We start from the raw sequence: 18,571 nt of genomic DNA on the forward strand, positions 1-18,571 counted from the left end.
TCCGAAACAGGCTAGTCAACTATTGAACAACGTCCCCGGAGGGTCTGTGCTGCCTGTAGAACGCCAGAAAATCAGCCGGAGAGAGAACGGTCACCTCCTGGCAGGACTCAGACGGAAAATGTACGTGGTTGCCAGTGATAAGACACGCTACACAAGCGGCGATGGCGACTTCCAAAAATGGCTCGTCATCGGGGTCTGGCAACGGTTGCTTGAGGGGGGAAGCCGCGACGATGCTGCCGTAATGTTCTATGAGATCAAGCATGGCTGCAACCTTGTCCTGATCAAATCTGAATTTGGGTCGAGCAAGGACATCCTGATATTCCGTCAGGATTCTGGCATCAAGGGCGAGTATCAATTCGCCAGACGACACCATACGAACAACTTCCCCGCAAGGACCAAAAGGCGACAGTAGGCCGGCGACCAAAACATTTGTGTCAAGGACGATTTTCATCGCGGGCGTTTACCGCGAACTGCTTTGATCTCGCTGTCGATCTCCTCCAGAGAAATCCGATCTGTTCCCAGTTCAACTGACCGGCGCTGGAGATAGGCAGTTGCTTCGACCGCACGTGCAGTGCGGAATGCCGAAAGAGCCTCTTCAAGATTTGATTCGTTGATCGCCGCAAGAATGGCAATGGGTCGGCCGTTGCTCGTAATCACCATTTCCCGCTCTCCAGGGAGTTCTTTCCAAACCTTTGCGGATTGGCCTCTTAAATCGCGAACACTTAGAAATTTCATGACGACCTCCATTCGTGTACACCACAGAGTACACAAACGTCCCTCAATGTCAAGTTGTGGGTTTTAGAATTTTGACCGGTTGCCGTCAATATCGGGCTGGTCACTCCTCCTCGAACGCCTTCTCTTTCCGCTCCACCGGACACAACGCCGCCTGGTTCGGCGCTGCCAGCTTGGCGTGAATGCGGTCGATCCACTCGGAGGGGAGCTCGAAGATTGACGAGCGCAGGCGCTCCATCCACCAGTTGGAAATCTCGCGCAGATCCTCCTGGCCGTAGCGGTGCTCGACGATGCGGAAGGAATCCTTCTCGTACATGATGACGTCCACCGGCAAATCGACGTCGGTGGCGCTGATGCGGGTCGAGTCGAAGGCGAGGATGCCGACCTTGAGGGCGAAGTTGAGGGGGTCGTCGTAGGTGAAGGTACGGTCGAGGATCGGCTTGCCGTAGCCGCTGGCGCCGACGATCGAGTAGGGGGTCCCCTTGGCGACCTCGACCCAGTTCCCCTGCGGATAGAGGAGGTAGAGCTTGGGCTCGGCGTCCCGCGCCATCTGGCCACCGATCAGGCAGTGGATGTCGAAGATCAGGCCGCTTTTGGAGAGCGCCGGCTGATCCTCCTCGGCGACCTTGCGGATCATCTCGGCGAAGGCATTGACCGCCTTGTAGAGGCGATCGAAGGGGACCTCCTGGGCCTCGATGAACTCTTCGAAGTAGGTCAGTGCCTTGTCGCGCACCGAGCGCAAGCCGGAGGTCATCAGGAACATCGCCGACTTCTCGGCGTGGAAAATGGTGACTTTCTTGGCGGTGATCGCCTCGTAGCCGGAGGTGATACGGGTGTCGGCGATACCGACCAGCCCGGCGCTGGTGCGCATGCCGAGGCAAAAGGTCATTGCAGTTGCTCCTGTTTGGAGGATCGGCCGGTTTCGCCGAGGGGGTGCAGGGCGAAAAAGGTTTCGGAGATGGCTTCGCCGACATTGTTGATGCGCGTCTGGGTGCTGTCAAGAAATTCGTGCAGGCCGCCGTTCAATATCTCCTCGATGGTGATGTAGTCGAGATCGGCGAGGAGCTTGCCGAGGGTCTTGTCGGCGAGGTTGGAAAAAGAGCCGCGCGGGCGCCCGGTGATGTTGCGCAGGGAGATTTCGGCGGTGGTCAGGCAATAGTGGATCGCCCGCGGAAACTTGGTGTCGAGCACCAGATAATCGACGATCTTCTCGCGGTCGATGCGGCCGTGGCGCTTGCGGTACATCTCAAAAGCGCTCGCCGAGCGGAGCAGCGCCGCCCAGAGGATATTGTCGAAGGGGGTACCGACGTAATCGACCGACGGCAGCAGGATGTAATACTTGACGTCGAGAATGCGCGAGGTCTTGTCGGCGCGCTCCAGCATCCGCCCGAGGCGGCCGAAGTGCCACCCTTCGCCGTGGGTCATGGTGCTTTCGGTGATGCCGACGAAGAGGTGGCTCGCCATCATGATGTCGACAAAGAACTGGTGCGGCAGGTCCATGCTCAGCCCCCGCGGCGCCGCCTCGTTGACCATCAGGTAGAAGGTGTTGACCTGCTGCCACATCTCCGAGCTGATGTGCTCGCGCACCGAGCGGGCGTTCTCGCGCGCCGCGCGCAGACAGGAGAGGATCGAGTTGGGGTTGTTGCGGTCAAAAGTCAGAAACTGGAGGACGTTGTCCCGGGTCATCCCCTGGTAATGTTCGGCAAAGAGCTCGTCGTCGCCGGTGGTGGCGACCAGCGGCTCCCACTGCTCGCTCGCCCCGCGCGGCAGGTCGAGGATCATGTGATAGCTGGCATCGATGAAGCGGGCGACGTTCTCGGCGCGCTCGATGTAGCGGTTCATCCAGTAGATCGATTCGGCGACGCGGCTCAGCATGGCTCGCCCCCTCCTTCTTTGAGCGGCGGATTCGCCGGCATGGTCAGCGGGCAGCTGCTGTCGATGACCCAGGTATCCTTGCTGCCGCCCCCCTGGGAGGAGTTGACCACCAGCGACCCCTTCTTCAGCGCCACCCGGGTCAGACCGCCGGGGAGGACGTAGGTCTCCTCGCCGTAGAGGATGTAGGGGCGCAGATCGACGTGACGCCCTTCGAAGTGATCGTCGACCATCACCGGCACCCGCGAGAGGGCCAGGGTCGGCTGGGCGATGTAGTTGCGCGGTTTGGCCTTGATGCGCTCGGCGAACTCGGCCTGCTGCTCTTTGGTCGAGTGGGGACCGACCAGCATGCCGTAGCCTCCTGACTCGTTGACCGCCTTGACCACCAGCTCGCCGAGGTGCTCGAGGACGTAGCTGAGGTCGTCGGGGCGCCAGCAGGCATAGGTCGGCACGTTGTGAAGGATCGGCTCCTCGTCGAGGTAGTACTTGATGATGTCGGGGACGTAGGCGTAGACCGCCTTGTCGTCGGCGACGCCGGTGCCGGGGGCGTTGGCCAGCGCCACGTTGCCGGCCTGGTAGGCGGCCATCAGGCCGGGAACGCCGAGCATCGAGTCGGGGCGGAAGGTCGCGGGATCGATAAAGTCGTCGTCGATACGCCGGTAGATGACATCGACCCGCTCCAGCCCCTTGGTGGTGCGCATCATCACCTTGCCGCGCTGCACTACCAGGTCACGCCCTTCGACCAGCTGCACCCCCATCTGCTGGGCGAGAAAACTGTGTTCGAAATAGGCCGAGTTGTAGACGCCGGGGGTCCAGACCGCGACCAGCGGGTCGCGCACCTTCTTCGGTGCCAGGTACTGCAGCAGGTCGAGGAGCCGGCTCGGGTAGTCGGTAACCGGCAGGACGCTGCAGGCGTCAAAGACCATCGGGAAGGTGCGCTTCATCACCAGCCGGTTTTCAAGCACGTAGGAGACCCCGGACGGGCAGCGCAGGTTGTCCTCGAGGACGTAATACTGGCCGTCGGCGTGGCGCACCAGGTCGGTGCCGGTGATGTGGCACCAGATCCCCTGCGGCGGCTTGAGGCCGAGGCAGGGCTTGCGAAAACCGTCGGCGGAAAAGACGAGGTCGGCCGGGACAACCTGGTCCTTGAGAATCTTCTGGTCGTTGTAGACATCGTTTATGAAGAGGTTGAGGGCGTGGACCCGCTGCTTGAGCCCGGCCTCCATCACCGCCCACTCGCCCGCCTGGACGATGCGCGGTACGATATCGAAGGGGAAGATCCGCTCGGTCCCCGAGTCGTCGCCGTAGACGCTGAAGGTGATGCCGAGGTGGAGCAGCGCCCGCTCGGCAGCGCGCTGGCGGCGGGTCAATTCCTCCGCCGGCAGAGAATTGATCCGCTCCACCACCAGATTGGCGCCGGGACGGGGCGTCCCATCGGCGTCGAACATCTCGTCGTAGAATCCATCGGTCTGGTAATTGTCAAAATTCATGCAGGACCATCCTTTCTCACAACAAGGTCTTCACCGGCAGGCCGGACTCAAAATTCAAAATTCAAAATTCAAATTCCCCTCCCAGCGGCTGCACATCGACCGACACCTTCAGCTTCTGCTTGCCGCCGCCGAAGGCGACCCCCTTGAGGGGGGTGACGTCGGCAAAGTCCCGCCCCCAGCCGATGGTGATGTGACGCTGCGTCGGGCGCAGGTTGTTGGTCGGGTCGAAATCGACCCAGCCGCTGCCGGGGAGAAAGACGGCAAACCAGGCATGGGAGGCGTCGGCGCCGACCAGCTTCTCCTGCCCCGGCGGCGGCAGGGTTTCGAGATAGCCGCTGACGTAGCGGGCGGCGAGCCCCTGGGCGCGCAGGCAGCCGATGGCAAAATGGGCAAAATCCTGGCAGACGCCGCGCCGATGGGCGATGACCTCGGAGAGGGGGGTCGCCACCGTGGTGACGCCGGGCGAATACCTGAAGTCGCGGTGTATCCGCCCCATCAAATCCTCCACCGCCTCGACCAGGGGCCGGCCTGCCTGGAAGGAGTCGCCGGCATAATCGGCCATCTCGCCGTCGGTGACAATGATCGGCGAGTCCTGGGCGTAGGCGAGGGCAGCGAGCAGCTCCGGCGCACGGTCGCTGCGCAGCTGGTCGCGGACCTGCTCCCAGGGGACGTCGCTGCCGAAGACGAAGGCTTCCTGCTCCTCGCTCAGGGCGACCTCGCTGGTGGCGGTGACGACCAGCTTTTCGTACGGCTGCTGAATCGCGAAATAGGCGACCCGGTTGCCGAAAAAATCGACCCGCTCGCGGTAGTCGACCGGCGCCGGGTCGACCGCGAGGACGCTGCGCAGGCAACGCTGGCGCGGCGAATGGCGTGGCTGCAGGCGCGCCTCGTTGTAGCAGAGGGAGGCCGGCTCGCTGTAGTTGTATTCGGTGCGATGCACCACGCGGTAATTCATAACTCCACCTCCAGCGGATCGGCCGCCAGCAGCCGCGGCCCCTGGGCATGGCTGAAATAGGCCCGGGTCAGAGCATCGGAGAGCTTGGCGAGCAGGGAGGTGACCCCGTCGAGCAGATCATCGAGGTCGGCAAAGATATCACTTTCGGCCGCCGTCGCCAGCCGGGTGACATTGGCCAGGCGCACCCGGGTGAAGGCCTCCAGCACCAGCCGCTCATCTTCCTGCATCGTCGGCCAGGCCTTCGATTTCGGCAGGAAGGCGATATGACTCTGCAGCTTGCGCAGCTGGTAGGCAAGTGCCCGGGGATGCTTCTCGTCGAGGAGCAGCAGTTCGAGGACCGCCGGCAGCTGCAGGTGGGAACGGTAACGGCGGCGGAAGGTCACCAGGCTTTCGGTGGTGGCGAGAACCGCCTCGAGAACCTGGCCGACCACCGCCGGGTGATGGCAGGAGACCAGGGTCGCCCGCAGCAGGGCGGTGGTCAGCTTGGCCCGCTCCAGCCGCCGGCCGATATCGAGCAACAGCCAGCCGGAGTCGTGGGCCATGCTCTCGGTGGTCAGGCCGGAAAAGGCGACCAGCTTGAGAATCAACTGGTCGAGGGAGTCCTGCAGCGACTCGGGGGCTTCGCCCGGGGGCCAGGACTGCACCTGCCGCCACTGCTGCTGGATTTCGTCCACCACGCGCCAGGCATCGTTGGACCAGAGATCGCGGACGGTAAAGGCGGCCCGGCTGAAGGCGACCAGGGTCCCCGGCAGCGAGCCGGGGCGCTGTTCGTTCAGCAGCAGGGAGCGCAATTCCGGCAGCGGCTGCGAAAGCCGCGAAGCGCTCCCGGCGCCGACAAAGCCTGGGTAGCTGCTGGTCAGGTGGGTGACGGCCCGCAGCAGGTGTTCGAGACAGATCGCGTCGCCGGGATCGTCGATCTCCTGCTGCTCGTCGAGCTTGTTGAGAATGGTGCGCACCAGCCGGGCACTGCTCTCCGCCCGCTCGGTATAGCGGCCGACCCAGAAGAGGTTGTCGGCGGAGCGGCTCGGCAATGGCCCGAGCATCGGCTGCACCGTGCCAGGGGATTCCGGCGCGGGCGCCGTGGTGGAGAGCATTTCGACCTCGTCGACCAGCACCCAGGTGTCCTTGCTCACCCCCCCCGATTGGCCGGAGACCGAGAAGCTCTCCTTCGCCGGCGCGATCCGGGTCAGCCCGCCGGGCATGGCGAGGTAGTCCTGCTCGCGGGCGACGAGGAAGGTGCGCAGGATGGCGTGTCGCGGTTCGACCCCCTCCCCCACCAGCGACGGGACTGTGGAGAAGCTGATCCGCTCCTGGCCGACATACATGTGCGGCTTGGCCCGGATCCGCTCCCGCCAGAGCGCCAGACCGGCCTGGTCGAGACTGCCACCAAAGACCGACGACTTGCCGGGGGTGCGGTGGATGGTCTTGATCACCAGCTCGCCGAGGTTGGCGAGGACGAACTCCCGTTCCCGTGGCTGGCCGCACCACCAGGTGGCGACTGCCGGGAGCTCCAACTCGGCGCCGAGCAGGTGGCGCGCGATGCCGGGGAGGAAGGGGAGGAATCCGGGGTTCTCCAGCAGACTGCTGCCGATCGGGTTGGCGATGGCGACGTGGCCGCGGCGCACCGCCTCGACCAGGCCCGGAACCCCGAGCAGGGAGTCGGAACGCAGCTCCAGGGGATCGCAGAAGGAATCGTCGAGGCGTCGCAGGATGACGTCGACCTGCTGCAGCCCCTCCAGGGACTTGAGCCAGACCCGGCCGTCGCGCACCGTCAGGTCATCCCCCTGGGCGAGGGGATAGCCGAGGTAGGCGGCGAGATAGGCCTGCTCGAAGTAGGTCTCGTTGAAGGGACCGGGGGTCAGCACCACCACCCGGGGGTCATCGCGGTTGTGGGGCGCCAGCCGGGCCAGGGCGAGGCGCAGCGAACGGAAGAACTGGGCGAGGCGCTGAATCTGGGCGTCCCGAAAGAGGCCCGGCAGGATGCGGGTCATCACGGTGCGGTTTTCCAGGGCGTAACCGGCGCCGGAGGGGGCCTGGCTGCGATCGTCGAGGACCCACATCCGCCCTTCGGGGCCGCGGGCGAGGTTGGCCGCGTAGAGGACCAGGTGCCGCCCCCCCATCACCGGCACGCCGACGCAGGAGCGCTGGAACCCGGCGTGACAGTGGACCAGCTCCAGCGGCAGCAGCCCGTCGCGGATCAGCGCCTGCTCGCCATAGAGGTCGGCAAGGACCCGGTCTAGCAGTTCGGCGCGCTGCTGCAGGCCCCGCTCCAGCCGCAGCCACTCTTCGCTGCCGAGGAGGAGGGGAATCGGGTCGAGCTGCCAGGGGCGCAGGTTTCCTTCCGGGTCGTTGTAGACGTTGTAGGTGACCCCGTTCTCCCGCAGCAGGCGTTCCGCCTCCTGGCGCCGGCGCGCCAGCCCCTGGCCGCCGAAGGCCGCCAGCGATTTCAGCAACTGCCCCCAGTGCGGCAATACTGCGCCGGCGGTCGCCTGCATCTCGTCATAGGTGCCGAGACGGGTCGCATAGTACTGGGCGCCGCTGCCGCCGCTCATTTCATCTGGCATCTTCATGCCGACCTTTCACCGATGGCTGACTGCATGCAGCTACCCCCGCCCGCGGCGCAGGTCGAGGGTGTAGGGGAACTCTTCGTTGACATCCTCCGGCGGCGGCGCCATCGGGCGCGGCGGACTGCCGCTGGGAATAAACTTGCCGAGGCTGGCGAGCTCCGGAACCGGCTGCAGCGGCCCCGGCGTATGGCCGTTGTCCCAGAAGCGGCTGATGCGCCGCGACTCGGCCTCGAAGGCATTGACCGGGAAGATATCGTAGCTGCGCCCCCCCGGGTGGGCGACATGGTAGGAGCAGCCGCCGATGGAGCGGCCGTTCCAGGTATCGATGACATCGAAGACAAGCGGCGAGTGGGGCTTGATGGTCGGATGGAGCGCCGAGGGGGGCTGCCAGGCCCGGTAGCGGACGCCGACGACAAACTCGTCCTTGCGCCCGGTGCTGCGCAGCGGCAGCCGGCGCCCGTTGCAGGCAACGACGTGGCGCCCTTCGGTGAGGCCGGAGACCCGCAGCTGCAGCCGCTCCACCGAGGAGTCGACGAAACGGGCGGTCCCCTGGTTGCTGACCTCTTCGCCGAGGACGTGCCAGGGCTCGATGGCAAAGCGCAGTTCCAGTTCGAGGTTGTCGATCTGGACCGTACCGTAGTGGGGAAAACGGAATTCGAAGAAGGGATCGAGCCATTCGAGCTGGAACGGATAGCCGGCGCGCTGCAGGTCGGCGGCGACGTCCTTCAGGTCCTGGCGCACATAGTGGGGGAGCAGGAAGCGATCGTGCAGCTCGGTCCCCCAGCGGATCAACGGGTGCTTGTAGGGCGTGTTCCAGAACCAGGCGACCAGGGTGCGCAGCAGCAGCGCCTGGACCAGGCTCATGCGGGCGTGGGGGGGCATTTCGAAGGCCCGCAGCTCGACCAGCCCGAGGCGGCCGGCGCTGCTGTCGGGGGAGTAGAGCTTGTCGATGCAGAACTCGGAGCGGTGGGTGTTGCCGGTGATATCGACCAGCAGGTGGCGCAGCAGGCGATCGACCAGCCAGGGGGCCGGGGTCTCCCCTTCCGGCATCTGCTGAAAGGCGATCTCGAGCTCGTAGAGGAGTTCGTCCCGCCCCTCGTCGACCCGCGGCGCCTGGCTGGTGGGACCGATGAACATCCCCGAAAAGAGGTAGGAGAGCCCCGGATGGTGCTGCCAGTAGGTGACCAGGCTGCGCAGCAGATCGGGGCGCCGCAGCGCCGGGCTGTCGGCCGGGGTGGCGCCGCCGAGGGTGATATGGTTGCCGCCGCCGGTGCCGGTATGACGCCCGTCGAGCATGAACTTTTCGGTGCCGAGGCGGGCCAGCCGCGCTTCCTGGTAGAGGGTGGTGGTATTGCTCACCAGCTCCTGCCAGCTCGCCGCCGGGTGGATATTGACCTCGATGACGCCGGGATCGGGCGTGACCAGCAGCCGCTCCAGGCGCCAGTCGCGCGGCGGCTCGTACCCTTCGATCACCACCGGCAGGGAGAGGTCGGCGGCGGTCGCCTCGATGCTGGCGATCAGGTCGAGGTAGTGCTCCAGCATCCCCAGCGGCGGCAGGAAGAGGTGAATCCGGCCGTCCCGGGCCTCGACGCAGAGGGCGGTATGGGGAATCTCCACCAGCTGCTGGCCGCTGTCGGCCGGCGACTGCGGTTGCAGCTCGGGGTGCGCCGGAAGTTCGGGCTCGAACCGGCTGTAGCGCCGGGCGACCTCGCCGTGGATATCGCCCAGCTCCGGCAGCTCGGCGAAGAGGCTGTTCTCGGCCAGCGGCTCCCGCTCCGCGGGGGCGACCCAGGGGATCGAATCGAGGGGGAGGCGCAGCCCCATTGCCGAGTTGCCGGGGACCAAAAACATCGCGCCGCGGCGGAAATCCCAGCGGCCACTCTGCCAGCAGCCGGCATCGGCCCGCCATTTGAGCGGCAGGGCGAAGCCGATCGGCTCGCCCAGCCCCTGGTCGAGGAGCCGGGCGAGATGTTGGCGCTCCAGGGAATCTTTCAGGTTGGCTTTGAGGGGATCGCAGTTGGCCGGAATCGTCCCCTCTTTCCAGAGGTAATAGAAGACATCCTCGTGGCCGGGGACGAGATAGCCGGGGTTGATGCCGAGCCGCTTGGCGAGCTGGCGGGCGAAACGGCCGGCGTCCACCACCGTAGCGCCGTCATCCCGGGTGAGGTCGGCGAGGAGCTTGGGGTTGTGCCAGACCGGGACGCCGTCCTTGCGCCAGAAGCAGCCATAGGCCCAGCGCGGCAGCGGCTCCCCGGGATACCATTTCCCTTCGCCGAAGTGCAGCACCCCCCCGGGCCCGAAGGCCGCGCGCAGGCGCAGGGTCAGCTCATGGGCGAGCTTGCGCTTGTGGGGACCGTCGGCGCGGGTATTCCATTCGGCCCCTTCCATGTCGTCGATGGAGACGAAGGTCGGCTCGCCCCCCATGGTCAGGCGCACATCCCCGGCGAGCAGGTCGGCATCGACCTTGGCGCCGAGGGCGTCGATAAAGGCCCACTGCTCGTCGCTGTAGGGTTTGGTGACGCGGGGATCTTCGTGGATGCGCCGAACCGTGTTGGAGAATTCGAAGCTGACCTCGCAGGGCTCCATCGCCCCATCGACCGGAGCAGCGCTTCCCGGGGACGGGGTGCAGGCGAGGGGGATGTGACCCTCGCTGGCGAAGAGTCCCGAGGTCGGGTCGAGGCCGATCCAGCCGGCGCCGGGAAGGTAGACCTCCGCCCAGGCGTGGAGATCGGTGAAGTCGGCCTCGGGTCCCGATGGACCGTCGAGGGATTTCTCATCGGCGGTCAGCTGCACCAGATACCCGGAGACGAAGCGAGCCGCCAGGCCGAGGTGACGCAGGATCTGCACCAGCAGCCAGCCCGAGTCGCGGCAGGAGCCGATCGCCCGGCCGAGGGTCTCCTCGCAACTCTGCACCCCCGGCTCCATGCGCACCGAATAGTTGACCGAGTCCTTGACCCGCTGGTTGAGCTCGACCAGGAAGTCGATGCTGCGCCGTTTCTTGAGGTCGACCTTCTCCAGCCAGGCACTGAGGAGCGGCCCCTTCTCGCTCTTTTCGAAATAGGGGGCGAGTTCCTTGCCGAGCTGCGGATCGTAGGTAAGGGGATAGTTCTCCGCCGACTCCTCGACAAAAAAATCGAAGGGGTTGATCACCGTCATGTCGGCGATCACCTCCACTTCGATGCGCAGCTCCCGGGCCCGTTCCGGGAAGACCAGCCGCGCCAGGTAATTGCCAAAAGGATCCTGCTGCCAGTTGAGAAAGTGGGTCTCGGGGAGAATCCGCAGGGAGTAGGCATGGATCGGGGTGCGGCTGTGGGGAGCCGGACGCAACCGTAACACGTGCGGCGCAAGGGAAACCGGACGATCGAAGCGGTAATGGGTCACATGATTCAGAGCAACGCGGATCGTCATTTTAGCCTATCCTTCAAGCAGGGGTGCCACCCGGTTGGGCAGCAAGAAGGGTCCGGCGGCGGGAAAACGCAGGAGGATCGCCAGATCTGCAAGTGAAACGCATTAATTATGCCACGAAAAGTCACCAATAGCATTTTATGGCAATTTATATCCCGCTTTCATTCCCCGGGCGACCGGGACTCCTCCCCTGCGGGCGACCCTCCCTGTAACCGGTTATGGACCTGGCCTGGGAGTCGGCCTATACTGGGCAGAGACGTTGCGCCAAGGGGAGACGGCATGGACTGGATTTTCTGGGACAATGACGGGGTACTGGTCGCTACCGAGGACCTCTATTTCCAGGCGAGCGCCGAAGCCCTCGGTCTGGTCGGCATCGACCTCGACCTGGCAGACTTCCGGACCATTTCCCTGCAGCGGGGCGAGAGCGTGTTCCAGCTCGCCACCGGCACCGACCTCGGCGCCTGGACCATCGACGCCCTGCGCGACTGGCGCGACCGGCGCTACAGTGAGTTGCTGGCGGCCGGCGCGCCGCTGCAACCGGCGGTTATCGCCACCCTCGAAGCGCTGCACGGCCAGGTTCGCATGGCGATCGTCACCAGTTCCCGTCGCCACCATTTCGAGGCGATCCATCGTCACAGCGGCCTCCTCCCCTATTTCGAATTCTGCCTGGTGCGCGAAGACTACCACCACTCCAAGCCGCACCCGGAACCTTACCGGCTCGCCCTCAGCCGCAGCGGCGCCCGCCCCGAGCGCTGCCTTGTCATCGAGGACTCCCCCCGTGGTGCCGAGGCGGCCCTCGGCGCCGGCCTCTCCTGCCTCGTCATCCCCGGTGCCATGAACGCCGGCGGCCCGTTTCACACCGGCTGCCGGGAGATCCGCTCCCTCGCTGAAATTCCCGGATTGCTGGGGTTGTCTCACGGCCGGTGAGAAAAATATCAGATCGGCCATTTTTCCCTTGAAATTTCTTTTTTGTCCCCTTAATATCGCCACGAGCTTTGGCCTGGTTTACCAGTCCAAAGGTTTGGCCCCGTACGCACCCCCCCTCCGTGTACGGGGCCTTTTTACGTCCGCCGCCCGCCAACCGTCTCCTTAAAAAAATTCTCCCGGGATGATTTCTTTCCGGTTGCACGACGGGGCCGATTCGGGTAGACTCCCGCCAATGCTTCCCCCGGCACCCCCAAAAGGCCGGGGGGTTTTTGCCCCGTGATACCCCTCCTTCACGGGGCTTTTTTATGTCCGCAGCCCACCGCCCGGCCGCGCCCCTCCAGTCGCCCCACCCGGCGTTCATGCTAGAATGGTAGCCTCTCTGCCAAGGAGTGCTGTCATGCCCACCCCCTCCGCCCCACCCCCCGGCCGCGACAAGCCGTCCCCGCGGGAACGGCCGCGATCGAACCGTCTCGCCCGGGAAAAGAGCCCCTACCTGCTGCAGCACGCCGACAATCCCGTCGACTGGCATCCCTGGAGCGAAGCCGCCTTTACCCGGGCGCGGGCGGAGGAGAAACCGGTCTTTCTCTCCATTGGCTACTCGACCTGCCACTGGTGCCACGTCATGGCCCACGAATCGTTCGAGGACGAGGAAGTCGCCGCCCTGCTCAACCGGCATTTTGTCGCCATCAAGGTCGATCGTGAGGAGCGTCCCGACATCGACGCCACCTACATGGCGGCCTGCCAGATGATGACCGGCAGCGGCGGCTGGCCGCTCACGGTCATCCTGGACCCGGAGCGCCAACCCTTCTTCGCCGGCACCTATTTCCCGCCCCGGTCCCGTCCCGGGGTTCTCGGCCTGATCCCGCTGCTGGAGAAGATTGTCGAGCTCTGGCAGGGGCAGCGCCAGCGCGTCCTCGCCACCGGCACCCAGCTCGCCGTCTCCCTGCGCCAGCGCAACAGCCGCAGCGCTCCCGACAAGCAGCCAGGTGGCCAGCCGCTGCGCCAGGCCCTCCAACTCTATCGCCAGACCTTTGACGCTACCCACGCCGGCTTCGGCGCCGCGCCCAAGTTTCCGGCCCCCCACAACCTCTCCCTGCTGCTGCGCCTCGGCGCCCGCTTCGCCAGTGAAGACGCCGAGGAGATGGCCGTCGCGACCCTCCTCGCCCTGCGGCGGGGGGGCATCTACGACCAGCTCGGCTTCGGCCTCCACCGCTACGCGGTCGATGCGCGCTGGCTGGTGCCGCATTTCGAAAAGATGCTCTACGACCAGGCGCTGCTGATCCTGGCGGCTAACGAGGCCTGGCAGGTCAGACGCGACCCCGCCCTGGCACAGATTGCGATCGAAACGGCGGCCTACCTGCTGCGCGACCTGCAGCACCGGGAGGGGGGCTTCTATTGCGGTGAGGACGCCGATTCCGAGGGGGAGGAAGGGGCCTTCTATCTCTGGACGCCGGCTCAGGTTCACGCCGTTTTGGGCGATGACCGTGCCGAACTCTTCTGCCGCCACTTCGATATTTCTGCCGCGGGCAACTTCGAAGGGCGCAGCATCCCGAACCTGCTCGGAAGGCATTCCCCTCCGGACCCGGTGACGGCGGAGCAGCTGGAACAGGCCCGGATAGCGCTCCTGGCCGCCCGCACCCGGCGACTTCGTCCCCATCTCGATCGCAAACTCCTCACCGGCTGGAATGGCCTGGCGATTGCCGCCCTGGCCAAGGCCGGAGCGGCCCTGGGCCGGCCGGACCTGGTAGCAGCGGCAAGGGCGGCGGCCGATTTTGTCCGCGGCCACCTGCGCACCGCCACCGGGCGGCTGTTGCGGCGCTGGTGCGACGGCGAGGCTGCGATTCCCGCCTTCCTCGAAGATTACGCCTTTTTCTGCTGGGGGTTGCTCGAACTGCACCAGGCGCAGCTGCTCGCGGAAGACCTGCAACTCGCCCTTGAGCTGGCGACGGCGATGGAAGATCTCTTTGGCGACGGCGAAGGGGGGCTCTTTGACATCGGCAGGGATGCCGAGGAGGTGCTCGGCCGGGGGCGGTCGTTGCAGGACGGTGCGATCCCGTCCGGCACTTCGGTGGCGATCGGGGTGCTGCTGCGCCTGGGACGGGTGAGCGGCCAGCGGGAGCTGACGGCGCGTGGATTAAAACTGCTGGCCCTTTCCCTGCCGGAAATCGAACGCTATCCGGCGGCCTATGCCCAGGCGCTCTGCGCCCTCGATGTCGCCCTCGCGCCGGAGGCGGAGCTCAGTTTCTGGCCCGGCGCGGAGGAGACGGCGCCAAGTCCGCTGCTGGCGGCAGTCCAGCAGGGCTTCTATCCCGGCCTGGTCTGGCGGCGCGGCAGCGGCCCCGCTCCGGAACCGGGACCAACCGCCCAGCTCTGCCGCGACCACACCTGCCTGGCGCCGGTCCATAGCGCCGCAAAACTGCTGGAACTGCTGGCCCCCGCGGCTAGGCCTTGAAGGCCTTGAGCAGGTGCGGAACCAGCTGCTTCTTGCGCGAGAGGACCCCGGGGAGATCGAAGAGGTTGGCGTCGACTTGGGAATAGCCGATGCGGTAGGAAAGATCGCGCCCGCCGACAGCGAGGAGCAGGCTGGTCTCGCGGACAATGTCGGTGACCAGCAGCCCGGCGAAATCGAGCCGGCGTTCTTCGCGCAGCTTGCCGAGTTCGGCGGCGATCGCCTCCTTCATCCCCTGGAATTCGTGAAAGCTGACCACCTCCACCTGCCCGACGCCGAAGGACTGCTCGCCGGCACTGTATTCCTTGAAATCGGCCAGCAGCAGTTGCCGCAGGCTGGCGTAGGCGGCCAGGGCGCTCCCCGCCGCGAAGATCCGGCGGCCGAACTCCTGGGGGTCGCGGCCGGCAAGACGCCCGAGCCAGGTCGCCAGCTCGTGGTCGCTGGGGGTGGTGGTCGGCGACTTGAGGATCACCGTGTCGGAGAGGAGACCGGCAAGGAGCAGACCGGCCATTTCCGGCTCCGGCTCGAGTCCGGCCTGGCGATAGAGGGAGGCAACGACGGAGCAGGTACTGCCGAGGGGCTGGTTGATAAAGCGGATCGGCGCTTCGGTGTGGAAATTGCCGAGGCGGTGATGATCGACGACTTCGGTGATCTCGACCTTATCGGCACCGGGGACCGCCTGGGCGAGCTCATTGTGGTCGACCAGGATCAGTTGCAGCGGCGAACTCTGCAGCAGGTTGCTCTTGGTCGCCACCGCGGCCACCCGTCCCTCTTCGTCGAGAACCACCACACCCGGGTCCTTGCCGTGGGTCAGCTTGAGGCGCAAATCGTCAAGGCGGTCCGTGAGACTGACGCTGGTGACCTCGCCGTCGACGAGGTGGGAGATTGGGGTCGAAAGGCGGGTCAGCCAGGCGCTGGTGGCGGTGTCGAAGGGGGTGGAGAGGACCGTCACCCCGCGTTTCGCGGCTATTTCCAGCAAACCAGGCGCGACCGGCAGGTTGCCGGTGACGATCAGCACCCTTACCCCCATCTCGATCCCCTTGCGCTGGATATTCTCCCGGTCGCCGGTCAGCAGCACCAGACGGCGGCCTTCGAGTCCGGCGAGCTTGGCATCGAAGGTGGCCGAGGCCATGGCGCCGACGTAGAGGGAGAGCTCCTCGACCGTTTCCAGCTCGTCGCCGACCAGCACCGTCCCCTTCAGGCAACGGCGCAGCGACGCCGGTGAAGCCTGGACGCGGCGGATTGCGCTCTCCTCGCGGGGAACCAGGAAACGTTCGGCGACCCGCTTCAGGACCAGCATGCCGACCGGGCGGCGATCGTTGTCGACCACCGGCAGCAGACGGATGTTGTGCAGGTGGAAGAGTTCCAGCGCCCGCGACAGGGGTGCTCCACCGTCAATGGTCACCACCTCCCGGCCGACCACATCCTTGACCCGGGGATAGACATCGATCAGCAACTGCGGTTGCGGGATGCCGAGCTCCTCAAGGACAAATTCGGTCTGGCGGTTGACGTTGCCGGCCCGCGCCGGAAGGATATGCTCCACCCCCTGGCGCTGGCGCAAACGGCAATAGGCAATAGCGCTGCAGATGGAATCGGTGTCCGGATTGCGGTGGCCGACGACGAAAATACGGCGTTGGGTCATGGAGGTTCCTCAGGATGAAATTTCAGGGGCGCAGGCTGCCGCGCACGTCCCCGAGACCGATGACGTTCTGGACGATGCCCCGGGCCGGACGGAGCTGATCATCGAGCCAGACGTAGATCCCACCATCCTCCGAGTCGAAAATCTCCGGATCGACCTTGAGCCGGGCGACCAGACCGCCGGCGGGGAAAAAATCGAGCCCATCCCGTTCCTTGCCCGACAGCAGGTCGATTTCGATATTGCCGGCACCCTGGCGATTGAAGGTCGGCACCAGGTAGTGGCGTCCCGGCTCAAGCGGGCCGAAGTAGCCGGCGCGGAAGTTGAAAAAGGCGGTGAGGATGTCGTTGGGAGTGCTCTCCGCGGCCATCGGCCGGACCTCCTCCCAAACCTGCTGGCCGTCGGCCAGTTTTTCAATCCGCACTTCGCGCCGGACGTGATCGAAGGTGAAGCGCTTGCTGCGCTCGACCAAGGTCTTGTCGCGGCGCCGGATGATCCGTGATTCGTAACGCAGCGAGCGCAGCCGGCCATCCGGTTGCCGCTCCATCAGGGCGACGTAGCTCTGCACCCGGTCCTGGGTCAACCAGGCGGCAACGCCGAGGGTCCGCGCCTCCAGGACCGCCCGGTAGGTGCCGGGCTGCTCCCCGGGCAGGAGACTGAAACGCCCCTTGGCGAGGCGGTCGAACCAGAGGAAGGAGATGTCGTAGGAAAATTCACGACCGACCAGTTCGTCGAACGAAAGGACCTGCGCTTCCAGGACCGGTCGGTCCGCGGCTATTTCCTCGGCACCAGGCGTCACCGGCCAGCTGACCAGGATCAGCAGAAGGAGGAGTCGTTGCAACAAGGTCGGTTCCTTTCAGAGGGCGAGAAGCGCGGCCAGCGATGGTCGCCGCACCGGTAGAAGTGAGGGGTCGAAGGCAGACTTGAAGCTGGCTTTGAACCCAATTATTTCCACATAATACACGAAATCGTATTGACAAGCATTCACCGGCCCAACTAAAATCCGCATATTCGAATAATCGTTCAGGCCTGAGATCGGGAGAATAGCAATGGATCGAGTGGAATTCAACAAGGACCTCAACTGCGATCGCGAAGCGGAGATCCTCAAGGTCCTCGGCCACCCGGTGCGGCTGAAGATCGTTGCCGGCCTGATGTCCCAGTCCTGTAACGTGAAGAAGATCTGGGAGTGCCTCGGGCTGCCGCAGGCGACCGTCTCCCAGCATCTCGCCCTGCTCAAGAACAAGGGGATTATCGACGGCCGCCGTGACGGCGTCGAAGTCTTCTACACCGTCATCTCCGACCCGGCGCGGATGATTGTCGGCGCCCTCTTTGATCCCGGCAGCTGTCCTTGAAGCACCAGCTCCTGCTGCGCCCGGGGCAGGATCGCCGTCTGCGCGCCGGCCATCCCTGGGTCTTCAGTAACGAAATCGAACACCTCCCCTCCGACCTCCCGCCCGGCGCCGCCGTGGAAATCCGCTCATCACGGCAGGCCTATCTCGGCAACGGCTATTTCAACCCCCACTCGCTGATTGCCGTCCGCGTCCTCAGCCGCAGCGGCGAAGATATCGATCATCCCGACTTCTATCGTCGACGGTTGGAGCAGGCCGCCGCCCACCGCCATCGGCTCTATGGCCACCGCGACGGTGTGCGCCTGGTTCACGGCGAGGCGGACGGGCTGCCGGGACTGGTCGTCGACGCCTACGGCGAGGTCCTGGCGGTCCAGTTTTTGACCTGGGGGATCGACTGCCGGCGCGACCTGGTGCTGCAGGCCCTGCAGGAGCTTTTCCAGCCGCGGGCGATCGTCGCCCGCAACGATGTCGCCGTCCGCGAACTGGAAGGGCTGAAACCGCAGGTCGAGCTTTTGACCGGTGACCTCCCCGACCCGCTCTGCTTTCGCGAAGGGGAACTGAGCTTCCGCGTCGACCTCCTCGGCGGGCAGAAGACCGGCGCCTTCCTCGACCAGAAGGAAAACCACCAGGCGCTGCGCGGCCGGGTGGCCGGGGGGCGGGTCCTCGACCTCTTCTGTTACGGCGGCGGCTGGTCCCTGCACGCCGCGCACTTCGGTGCCGCCAGTGTCACCGGCATCGACATCTCCCCGGGTGCGGTCGCCCTGGCGGCGGAGAACGCGCGCCGCAACGGTCTGGACCAGGTCTGCCGGTTCGAACAGGGGGATGTCTTCGAGCGCCTGCGCCAGCAGGGTCCCGGCTACGACGCTGTCATTCTCGACCCGCCGGCCTTCGTCAAGAGCCGCAAAAAACTTCCCGAAGCGCTGCGCGGCTATCTGACCATCAACCGCCGGGCGATGGAACAGGTCGTCCCCGGCGGCATCCTCGTCACCTGCACCTGCTCCCATCACCTTGACCGCGAAACCTTCCTCGGCCTGCTGCGCCAGGCGGCCCACCAGGCCGGCCGCGAGGCCCGCCTGCTCGAGGTTCGTGGCCAGGCCTTCGATCACCCGGTGCTGCTCGCCTGCCCGGAGACCGAATACCTCAAGTGCGTGATCCTGCAGCTCCTCTGACCCTCCCTGCCCCTGCTCAT

At 65.5% G+C, this 18,571-nt stretch carries 14 protein-coding genes; 4 read left to right on the plus strand and 10 right to left on the minus strand.

Annotated elements, in window-relative coordinates:
- Window positions 1-19: 19 nt before the first annotated feature.
- From DBW_RS18195 to DBW_RS11730, 8 genes are all read right to left on the minus strand, one after another.
- Window positions 20-451, minus strand: a complete 432-nt coding sequence (locus tag DBW_RS18195) for a putative toxin-antitoxin system toxin component, PIN family (RefSeq protein ID WP_082820324.1) — start codon at window positions 449-451, stop codon at window positions 20-22.
- The gene (locus tag DBW_RS11700; RefSeq protein WP_066727694.1) at window positions 448-735 is read right to left on the minus strand and encodes a prevent-host-death protein; all 288 of its coding nucleotides are present in this window, start codon (window positions 733-735) and stop codon (window positions 448-450) included. The genes DBW_RS18195 and DBW_RS11700 overlap by 4 nt, the downstream gene beginning before the upstream one ends.
- Before the next feature lie 100 nt (window positions 736-835).
- A complete protein-coding gene (locus DBW_RS11705; protein WP_066727695.1) occupies window positions 836-1,621 on the minus strand; it encodes a peptidase in 786 nt (261 codons plus the stop codon).
- Window positions 1,618-2,607 carry an alpha-E domain-containing protein gene (locus DBW_RS11710; protein WP_066727696.1) on the minus strand — a complete coding sequence of 330 codons (990 nt, stop codon included), beginning with the start codon at window positions 2,605-2,607 and terminating at the stop codon, window positions 1,618-1,620. The genes DBW_RS11705 and DBW_RS11710 overlap by 4 nt, the downstream gene beginning before the upstream one ends.
- Window positions 2,601-4,094 (minus strand): circularly permuted type 2 ATP-grasp protein, encoded by a 1,494-nt coding sequence (locus DBW_RS11715; protein ID WP_066727697.1) that lies wholly within the window; start codon window positions 4,092-4,094, stop codon window positions 2,601-2,603. The genes DBW_RS11710 and DBW_RS11715 overlap by 7 nt, the downstream gene beginning before the upstream one ends.
- Before the next feature lie 61 nt (window positions 4,095-4,155).
- A complete protein-coding gene (locus DBW_RS11720) occupies window positions 4,156-5,049 on the minus strand; it encodes a transglutaminase family protein (protein WP_066727698.1) in 894 nt (297 codons plus the stop codon).
- Window positions 5,046-7,619 (minus strand): circularly permuted type 2 ATP-grasp protein, encoded by a 2,574-nt coding sequence (locus tag DBW_RS11725; RefSeq protein ID WP_197463639.1) that lies wholly within the window; start codon window positions 7,617-7,619, stop codon window positions 5,046-5,048. The genes DBW_RS11720 and DBW_RS11725 overlap by 4 nt, the downstream gene beginning before the upstream one ends.
- A gap of 33 nt (window positions 7,620-7,652) precedes the next feature.
- Window positions 7,653-11,024 carry a transglutaminase family protein gene (locus tag DBW_RS11730; protein ID WP_066727699.1) on the minus strand — a complete coding sequence of 1,124 codons (3,372 nt, stop codon included), beginning with the start codon at window positions 11,022-11,024 and terminating at the stop codon, window positions 7,653-7,655.
- 276 nt (window positions 11,025-11,300) lie between these two features.
- Here DBW_RS11730 and DBW_RS11735 point away from each other — a divergent pair, with 276 nt between their 5' ends.
- A complete protein-coding gene (locus tag DBW_RS11735; RefSeq protein ID WP_066727700.1) occupies window positions 11,301-11,948 on the plus strand; it encodes an HAD family hydrolase in 648 nt (215 codons plus the stop codon).
- A 397-nt stretch (window positions 11,949-12,345) separates the two neighbouring features.
- Window positions 12,346-14,400: a thioredoxin domain-containing protein gene (locus DBW_RS11740; RefSeq protein WP_066727701.1), complete on the plus strand. Its 2,055-nt coding sequence runs from the start codon at window positions 12,346-12,348 to the stop codon at window positions 14,398-14,400.
- On the opposite strand, the gene DBW_RS11745 is transcribed toward DBW_RS11740, so the two are convergent.
- Complete coding sequence (locus DBW_RS11745) at window positions 14,390-16,039, minus strand: putative manganese-dependent inorganic diphosphatase (protein ID WP_066727702.1); 1,650 nt, start codon at window positions 16,037-16,039, stop codon at window positions 14,390-14,392. The two genes, DBW_RS11740 and DBW_RS11745, sit on opposite strands and share 11 nt — an antisense overlap.
- A gap of 22 nt (window positions 16,040-16,061) precedes the next feature.
- Complete coding sequence (locus tag DBW_RS11750) at window positions 16,062-16,877, minus strand: DUF3108 domain-containing protein (RefSeq protein ID WP_066727703.1); 816 nt, start codon at window positions 16,875-16,877, stop codon at window positions 16,062-16,064.
- Window positions 16,878-17,082: 205 nt separating this feature from the next.
- Between DBW_RS11750 and DBW_RS11755 the strand changes: the two genes are divergently transcribed.
- Together DBW_RS11755 and DBW_RS11760 are read left to right on the plus strand one after the other, a co-directional pair.
- On the plus strand, window positions 17,083-17,385 hold the full coding sequence (locus DBW_RS11755) for an ArsR/SmtB family transcription factor (RefSeq protein WP_066727704.1): 303 nt from the start codon (window positions 17,083-17,085) through the stop codon (window positions 17,383-17,385).
- On the plus strand, window positions 17,382-18,551 hold the full coding sequence (locus DBW_RS11760; protein ID WP_231875330.1) for a class I SAM-dependent rRNA methyltransferase: 1,170 nt from the start codon (window positions 17,382-17,384) through the stop codon (window positions 18,549-18,551). Before DBW_RS11755 ends, DBW_RS11760 begins: the two co-directional genes overlap by 4 nt.
- The last annotated feature ends 20 nt before the right edge of the window (window positions 18,552-18,571 follow it).

Source organism: Desulfuromonas sp. DDH964 (assembly GCF_001611275.1).
GTDB lineage: Bacteria > Desulfobacterota > Desulfuromonadia > Desulfuromonadales > DDH964 > DDH964.

Bases quoted from the DNA above. Each gene is read 5' to 3' on its own strand.
- DBW_RS11730 (WP_066727699.1), bottom strand. From the start codon at position 11,024: ATGACGATCCGCGTTGCTCTGAATCATGTGACCCATTACCGCTTCGAT.
- DBW_RS18195 (WP_082820324.1), bottom strand. From the start codon at position 451: ATGAAAATCGTCCTTGACACAAATGTTTTGGTCGCCGGCCTACTGTCG.
- DBW_RS11740 (WP_066727701.1), top strand. From the start codon at position 12,346: ATGCCCACCCCCTCCGCCCCACCCCCCGGCCGCGACAAGCCGTCCCCG.
- DBW_RS11710 (WP_066727696.1), bottom strand. From the start codon at position 2,607: ATGCTGAGCCGCGTCGCCGAATCGATCTACTGGATGAACCGCTACATC.
- DBW_RS11705 (WP_066727695.1), bottom strand. From the start codon at position 1,621: ATGACCTTTTGCCTCGGCATGCGCACCAGCGCCGGGCTGGTCGGTATC.
- DBW_RS11700 (WP_066727694.1), bottom strand. From the start codon at position 735: ATGAAATTTCTAAGTGTTCGCGATTTAAGAGGCCAATCCGCAAAGGTT.
- DBW_RS11715 (WP_066727697.1), bottom strand. From the start codon at position 4,094: ATGAATTTTGACAATTACCAGACCGATGGATTCTACGACGAGATGTTC.
- DBW_RS11720 (WP_066727698.1), bottom strand. From the start codon at position 5,049: ATGAATTACCGCGTGGTGCATCGCACCGAATACAACTACAGCGAGCCG.
- DBW_RS11745 (WP_066727702.1), bottom strand. From the start codon at position 16,039: ATGACCCAACGCCGTATTTTCGTCGTCGGCCACCGCAATCCGGACACC.
- DBW_RS11735 (WP_066727700.1), top strand. From the start codon at position 11,301: ATGGACTGGATTTTCTGGGACAATGACGGGGTACTGGTCGCTACCGAG.
- DBW_RS11725 (WP_197463639.1), bottom strand. From the start codon at position 7,619: ATGAAGATGCCAGATGAAATGAGCGGCGGCAGCGGCGCCCAGTACTAT.
- DBW_RS11755 (WP_066727704.1), top strand. From the start codon at position 17,083: ATGGATCGAGTGGAATTCAACAAGGACCTCAACTGCGATCGCGAAGCG.